This window comes from Streptomyces spinoverrucosus (assembly GCF_006539505.1).
GTDB lineage: Bacteria > Actinomycetota > Actinomycetes > Streptomycetales > Streptomycetaceae > Streptomyces > Streptomyces spinoverrucosus.
Window position 1 is genome coordinate 1 of the sequence record NZ_BJND01000134.1, and the last position, 6791, is coordinate 6791.

The following is a 6791-nucleotide window of genomic DNA, read 5'->3' on the forward strand; positions in this document are numbered from 1 at the left end:
CTACAGCAAGCCCCATCCACCCGCGCAGGCCGCCGCAGGCATAAGACCGCTACCGTCGCCGACGATGCAGCGCGATGGCTGCGGCAGTGCCGCCCGCCACCGCGCCCACCCCAGCCGCAGCCGGGATGCCGACCTTCGCGGCCTTCCGCCCAGTTCGGTAGTCCCGTAGTCGCCAGTCCTTCTCGCGGGCGTACTTGCGCAGCTTGCTGTCCGGGTTGATCGCGTACGGATGCCCCACCAGCGACAGCATCGGAATGTCGTTGTGCGAGTCGCTGTACGCCGCGCAGCGCGCCAGGTCCAGCCCCTCCGCCGCGGCCAGCGCCCGTACCGCCTCCGCCTTCGCCGGTCCATGCAACGGCTCGCCCACCAGCTTGCCCGTGTACACGCCGTTCACCGACTCCGCCACGGTCCCGAGCGCACCCGTCAGCCCCAGCCGACGCGCGATGACCTGCGCGATCTCCACCGGCGCGGCCGTCACCAGCCACACCTTCTGCCCCGCGTCCAGATGCGCCTGCGCCAGCGCCCGAGTCCCCGGCCAGATCCGCTCGGCCATGTACTCGTCGTAGATCTCCTCGCCGATCGACTGGAGCTCGGCCACCCGATGCCCCTTCACGATCGACAGCGCCGACTCCCGCACGTCCTGCATATGGTCCGGATCCTCGAACCCGGCCAGCCGGAACCACGCCTGCTGCCACGCGAACTTGGCGAGATCACGCGTCTCGAAGAACTTCCGCTTGTACAGCCCCCGCCCGTAGTGGAACAGCGCGGCACCCTGCATCACGGTGTTGTCGAGGTCGAAGAACGCGGCGGCCTTCTCGTCGCCGGGCACGGGAAACTCCGGCTCCTCGCCAACAGCGCCAACGGCGGCGACGGAGGTGTCCTGTGTCTTGCGCGCGGCCTCCGCCGCGGCCTCGCCTGCCAACACGCTCCGCGCCGTGGCGGAGCGCCTACGGGGAGTGAGCCATCCAAGAGCGGCCATGACGTGAGCATAGCCATTCTGTTCGGGGGTTCCGGAGCCGAGAGGTTGGAACGCCGTGAACTCTCCGCGTCCTTGCCGTTAAACAGCTCCCCGACCGCACCGTTCAACAACCGCGTGTCGCGGCGCGAGAATGGCCGACATGAGCCCGATTTTCCGCCGTAAGGCCACCACCCCGGCCCGCGCCCCGCAGGACCGCCTGGTCACCCTCATCCGCAAGCCGGGCTGTCATCTGTGTGATGACGCACAGCTGGTGATCGAGAAGGTCTGCGCCGACCTCGGTGTGTCGTGGGAGCAGAAGGACATCACCCAGGACAAGGAACTCCACGACAAGTACTGGGAGCAGATCCCCGTCGTCCTCGTGGACGGCGAGCAGCACACGTTCTGGCGGGTGAACGAGGACCGCCTCCGCAAGGCGCTGACCGAGTAGCCGGGCACGCGTGACCCCGGTCACGTTGGCCGGACAAATCGGACACCATCTTTGTGCACGCGTTCACAAAGACATAGCCTGCTTTCGACGGGGCGGTCCGGGGACGTATGACCGCCCGCAGCCCCGCTCTACCCGCAGGAGCACCGTGGCAACTGGCCGAACTCACCGACCGGCGACCCGTAGCCGAGGGATTCCCGAGGCCACCGTCGCCCGTCTTCCGCTGTACCTCCGAGCCCTGACGGCGCTGTCGGAGCGCTCGGTGCCCACGGTCTCGTCCGAGGAACTCGCGGCCGCGGCCGGGGTCAACTCCGCCAAGCTCCGCAAGGACTTCTCCTACCTCGGCTCCTACGGCACGCGTGGTGTCGGCTACGACGTCGAGTATCTCGTCTACCAGATCTCCCGCGAACTCGGCCTCACCCAGGACTGGCCGGTTGTGATCGTCGGTATCGGTAACCTCGGCGCCGCGCTCGCCAACTACGGCGGTTTCGCCTCCCGTGGCTTCCGGGTCGCCGCGCTCATCGACGCCGACCCCGCGCTCACCGGCCGTGCGGTCGCCGGGATCCCGGTGCAGCACACCGACGACCTGGAGAAGATCATCCAGGACAACGGCGTGTCGATCGGCGTGATCGCGACCCCCGCGGGCGCCGCCCAGCAGGTGTGCGACCGGCTGGTCGCCGCCGGTGTCACCTCCATCCTGAACTTCGCGCCGACCGTGCTGTCCGTCCCGGACGGCGTCGACGTGCGCAAGGTCGACCTCTCCATCGAGCTGCAGATCCTCGCCTTCCACGAGCAGCGCAAGGCCGGAGAGGAGGCCGCGACCCCCGACGGTGGCGGCCCGGCCGCCGTCGCACGCAAGGAGTCCGCCGACAAGGGGCCCGACGGGGACGTACCCGCCGTGATGCCGGCATGAGTCTGCTCGTCGTCGGACTGAGTCACCGCAGCGCACCGGTCAGCGTGCTGGAGCGGGCCGCGCTGAGCGCGGACGCCCAGGTCAAGCTGGTGCAGGACACGGTCGCCGCCGAACCGGCCGCCGAGGCCGCGGTGCTCGCCACCTGCAACCGCATCGAGCTGTACGCCGACGTGGACAAGTTCCACGCCGGTGTCGCCGAGCTGTCCACGCTGCTCGCCCAGCACAGCGGGGTGGGCCTGGACGAGCTCACGCCGTACCTCTACGTGCACTACGAGGACCGGGCCGTCCACCACCTGTTCTCGGTGGCGTGCGGGCTGGACTCGATGGTCGTCGGCGAGGGGCAGATCCTCGGTCAGATAAAGGATTCGCTGGCCCGCGCGCAGGAGCTGCACACCGCGGGACGGCTGCTGAACGACCTGTTCCAGCAGGCGCTGCGGGTCGGCAAGCGCGCCCACACCGAGACCGGCATCGACCGCGCCGGGCAGTCCCTGGTCACCTTCGGCCTGGAGCAGCTGGCCGCCGGCGGGGCCGTGGAGAAGTGGGCGCGAGGCAAGAAGGCGCTGGTCATCGGCGCCGGGTCGATGTCGTCGCTGGCCGCCGCGACGCTGGCGCGGGCCGGGGTCGGCGAGGTCGTCATCGCCAACCGCACCTTCGACCGCGCCGAGCGCCTCGCGCAGATCCTGAACCAGGCCGACGACACGGACGTGGTGGCCCGGGCGGTACCGATGGAGTCGGTACGGGCCGAGCTGACACGTGCCGACATCGCCGTCTCCTGCACCGGAGCCACCGGCCTGGTCCTGACGGCCGAGGACATCGCCGGAGCGGTCGAGGGCCGCACTGGACGCCCCGCGCGGGTCGAGGAGGGGTCCGAGGGGTCCGGTACGACGAGTACGGCGCCGAAGACCGACGTACGGCGGACGCCGCTGCCGCCCACCTCCGTGGGCGCCGACGACAACTGCCCCCTGGACCTGACCGCTCCCGGCTTCTCCGTGATGGGCGAAGCCGCCGTGGCCGGGATGGACGCGGCGACGCTGGAGCAGCACGCCGCCTGGGCCGCCGGCAGCGCGGTCGAGCGGCGGGAGGCGGCACGCCGGGCGCCCGAGGTGGACCCCGAGCTGATCACCGCGCTGGCCGCGACCGTGGCCACCGTCGGCCGGATCCCCGAGCACCGCAGGCCCGAGCCGGTCATCGAGGTGCCGCGCCCCGAGCCGGTGCTCTTCCTGCTCGACCTGGCGATGCCGCGGGACATCGACGCGGCCGTGCACCGGCTGGCCGGGGTGCGGCTGGTGGACATCGAGTCGCTGGCCGAGGCGTCCGCGGACGCTCCGATGGCGGCCGACGTCGACCAGGTCCGCCGTATCGTTTCGGACGAGGTGGCGGCGTTCGGGGCCGCGCTGCGGGCCGCGCACATCACGCCGACCGTGGTCGCGCTGCGGGCGATGGCCGCCGATGTCGTGGCGGGCGAGATCGCCCGGCTGGACGGGCGGCTGCCCGGTCTGGACGACAAGCAGCGCGGCGAGATCCGGCAGGCCGTGCACCGGGTCGTCGACAAGCTGCTGCACGCGCCGACCGTACGGGTCAAGCAGCTCGCGGCCGAGCCCGGCGGCGCCGGGTACGCGGACGCGCTGCGGACCCTGTTCGACCTCGACCCCGAGACGGTGGCCTCCGTCTCCCGCGCCGAGGACAGCACCGAGAAGAACCGAGGGTCACGATGAGTGAGAAGGCGCTCAGGCTGGGGACGAGGCGGAGCAAGCTCGCCATGGCCCAGTCCGGGCAGGTGGCGCAAGCCGTGAGCCAGGTGACCGGGCGGCGTGTCGAGCTCGTCGAGATCACCACGTACGGCGATGTCTCGCGTGAGCACCTCGCGCAGATCGGCGGCACCGGTGTGTTCGTGACCGCGCTGCGGGACGCGCTGCTGCGGGGTGACGTCGACTTCGCGGTGCACTCGCTGAAGGACCTGCCGACCACGCAGCCCGAGGACCTGGTCCTGGCCGCCGTACCGCTGCGCGAGGACCCGCGGGACGTGATCGTCGCCCGGGACGCGCTGAAGTTCACCGACCTGCCGCGCGGGGCGCGCATCGGCACGGGTTCGCCGCGCCGGATGGCGCAGCTGAACGCGTTCGCGCGCAGCCACGGGCTGGACATCGAGACGGTGCCGATCCGCGGCAACGTCGACACCCGGATCGGGTACGTCCACAAGGGCGAGCTCGATGCCGTCGTGCTGGCCGCCGCCGGACTGCACCGGATCGGCCGGATCGACGAGGTGACCGACTTCCTGTCGGTCGACACGGTTTTGCCCGCCCCCGGCCAGGGGGCACTGGCGATCGAGTGTGCCGCGGACAACGCGGACCTCATCGCCGCGCTCGGTGAACTCGACGACCCGTTCACTCGGGTCGCCGTGACCGCCGAGCGGTCACTGCTCGCCGCCCTGGAGGCCGGTTGCAGCGCCCCTGTGGGCGCGCTCGCCGACCTGCTGGCCGACGGGCAGACTGTCAAGGAAATGCGCCTGCGGGGCGTCGTCGGCACGACCGACGGCACCCGTACGGTGCAGCTGTCCACCACCGGTCCCGTGCCCGACACGCACGAGGGGGCAGTGGCATTCGGCCGCGAACTCGCCGCCGACATGCTTGCCCAGGGCGCGGCCGGTCTGATGGGGGAGCGAGCACATTGAGCCCCACCACCCTTCCCGCCGCCGGTCCGGAACACGGGCACGTCACCTTCCTCGGTGCCGGACCCGGGGATCCGGGACTGCTGACTCTGCGCGCCGTCGAGGCGCTGGCGAACGCTGATGTACTCGTCGCCGAGCACGAGGTGCTCGACGTGGTACGCACGCACGCCAGGCCGGGCGTCGCCGTCGTGAACACGGACCCGGGTCCTTCTTCGGACCTCGGTCCGGGCACAGGCACGCCTCAGCTGACGGTTGTTGACGGCACGTCAACAACCGCTGGGGTACCCGCAGTGCGGGATGCCGCACATCTTGTCATGGAGGCCGTGCGGGGCGGCAGGCGGGTCGTCCGTGCGGTGTCCGGGGACCCGGGACTTGATACGTACGCCGCCGAGGAAATGCTCGCCTGCGCCGCGGCGGGTGTTCCGTTCGAGGTCGTGCCCGGTGTCGCGGCCGCGGTCGGGGTGCCGGCGTATGCCGGTGTGCCGTTGCGGGACGCGCAGGGTGCGGATGTGCGGTTCGTGGATGCTCGGACGGCTTCCGATCGGTGCTGGACCGAGGTCGGGGCGTCGGACGGGACCGTCGTCGTGTCGACGACGCTGGATTCCGTGGCTGCGGCTGCGGGTGAACTGGTGTCCGCCGGGCGTAAGCCCGATACGCCGATGACGGTGACGGTCGCGGGGACGACGACGCGGCAGCGGACGTGGACGGCGACGCTGGGGACCATCGCGCAGACGCTGAAGCAGGCGAAGGTGCTGCCGTCGCCTGAGGGCGGGCGGCCTGTGATAGCCGTGGTCGGGGAGCGATCCGCCGCGGCTCAGCGTGAGCAGTTGTCGTGGTTCGAGTCCAAGCCGTTGTTCGGCTGGAAGGTGCTCGTGCCGCGGACGAAGGAGCAGGCGGCTTCGCTGTCCGACCAGTTGCGGTCGTACGGGGCCGTGCCGCATGAGGTGCCGACGATCGCTGTCGAGCCGCCGCGGACGCCTCAGCAGATGGAGCGGGCGGTCAAGGGGCTGGTGACCGGGCGGTACGAGTGGATCGCCTTCACGTCGGTCAACGCGGTCAAGGCTGTGCGGGAGAAGTTCGAGGAGTACGGGCTTGATGCTCGGGCGTTTGCGGGGATCAAGGTTGCTGCGGTGGGGGAGCAGACGGCCAAGGCGCTCGTTGCGTTTGGTGTGAAGCCGGATCTGGTGCCGAGTGGGGAGCAGTCGGCGGCGGGGTTGTTGGAGGACTGGCCGCCGTATGACCCCGTGTTCGATCCGATTGATCGGGTTTTCCTGCCGCGGGCCGATATCGCCACCGAGACGCTGGTGGCGGGGCTGATCGAGCTTGGGTGGGAGGTCGATGACGTTACGGCGTACCGGACCGTGCGGGCGTCGCCGCCGCCTGCGGAGACTCGGGAGGCGATCAAGGGGGGTGGGTTCGATGCCGTGTTGTTTACGTCGTCGAGCACGGTGCGGAATCTGGTGGGTATCGCTGGGAAGCCGCACAACGTGACCGTGATCGCGTGTATCGGGCCTGCTACCGCCAAGACTGCCGAGGAGCATGGGCTTCGGGTGGATGTGATGGCTCCTGAGCCGTCCGTGCACAAGCTGGCGGAGGCGTTGGCCGACTTCGGGATGAAGCGGCGGGCTGCTGCGATGGAGGCTGGGGATCCGGTGACGCGGCCGAGTGAGCGGCGGCCTGGGGCTCGGCGGAGGCGGACGACGTGAGCGGGTGCGCCGCCCATGGGGTGGCGCGCCATGCCTGCGGCGGCCTGCGCGGATAGTGCGTGGTTGCGGTAGCGCCTGCGGGTGCAGGGTGAGTCGGGGTC

Annotated in this window: 6 protein-coding genes; 5 read left to right on the plus strand and 1 reads right to left on the minus strand. The window is 70.8% G+C overall.

From position 1 onward, the window contains the following. Positions 1 to 49 precede the first annotated feature (49 nt). Positions 50 to 979, minus strand: a complete 930-nt coding sequence (locus tag SSP24_RS41735; protein WP_141316359.1) for an HAD family hydrolase — start codon at positions 977 to 979, stop codon at positions 50 to 52. A gap of 130 nt (positions 980 to 1109) precedes the next feature. Here SSP24_RS41735 and SSP24_RS41740 point away from each other — a divergent pair, with 130 nt between their 5' ends. The 5 genes from SSP24_RS41740 (at position 1110) to SSP24_RS41760 (ending at position 6690) form a co-directional block, all read left to right on the plus strand. Further along, positions 1110 to 1406, plus strand: coding sequence for a glutaredoxin family protein (locus SSP24_RS41740; protein WP_141316361.1), 297 nt, complete (start codon positions 1110 to 1112; stop codon positions 1404 to 1406). Between the two features lie 145 nt (positions 1407 to 1551). Beyond that, positions 1552 to 2316, plus strand: a complete 765-nt coding sequence (locus SSP24_RS41745) for a redox-sensing transcriptional repressor Rex (protein ID WP_141316364.1) — start codon at positions 1552 to 1554, stop codon at positions 2314 to 2316. Beyond that, positions 2313 to 4031, plus strand: coding sequence for a glutamyl-tRNA reductase (locus SSP24_RS41750; protein WP_141316366.1), 1719 nt, complete (start codon positions 2313 to 2315; stop codon positions 4029 to 4031). Before SSP24_RS41745 ends, SSP24_RS41750 begins: the two co-directional genes overlap by 4 nt. Continuing rightward, on the plus strand, positions 4028 to 4987 hold the full coding sequence (gene hemC / locus SSP24_RS41755; RefSeq protein WP_141316368.1) for a hydroxymethylbilane synthase: 960 nt from the start codon (positions 4028 to 4030) through the stop codon (positions 4985 to 4987). Before SSP24_RS41750 ends, hemC begins: the two co-directional genes overlap by 4 nt. After that, positions 4984 to 6690, plus strand: a complete 1707-nt coding sequence (locus SSP24_RS41760) for a bifunctional uroporphyrinogen-III C-methyltransferase/uroporphyrinogen-III synthase (protein ID WP_141316371.1) — start codon at positions 4984 to 4986, stop codon at positions 6688 to 6690. Before hemC ends, SSP24_RS41760 begins: the two co-directional genes overlap by 4 nt. Positions 6691 to 6791 lie beyond the last annotated feature (101 nt).

What these genes read in the sequence shown, in the direction of transcription:
- SSP24_RS41750 (WP_141316366.1), top strand. Translation starts at nt 2,313, where the DNA reads ATGAGTCTGCTCGTCGTCGGACTGAGTCACCGCAGCGCACCGGTCAGC.
- SSP24_RS41735 (WP_141316359.1), bottom strand. Translation starts at nt 979, where the DNA reads ATGGCCGCTCTTGGATGGCTCACTCCCCGTAGGCGCTCCGCCACGGCG.
- SSP24_RS41740 (WP_141316361.1), top strand. Translation starts at nt 1,110, where the DNA reads ATGGCCGACATGAGCCCGATTTTCCGCCGTAAGGCCACCACCCCGGCC.
- hemC (WP_141316368.1), top strand. Translation starts at nt 4,028, where the DNA reads ATGAGTGAGAAGGCGCTCAGGCTGGGGACGAGGCGGAGCAAGCTCGCC.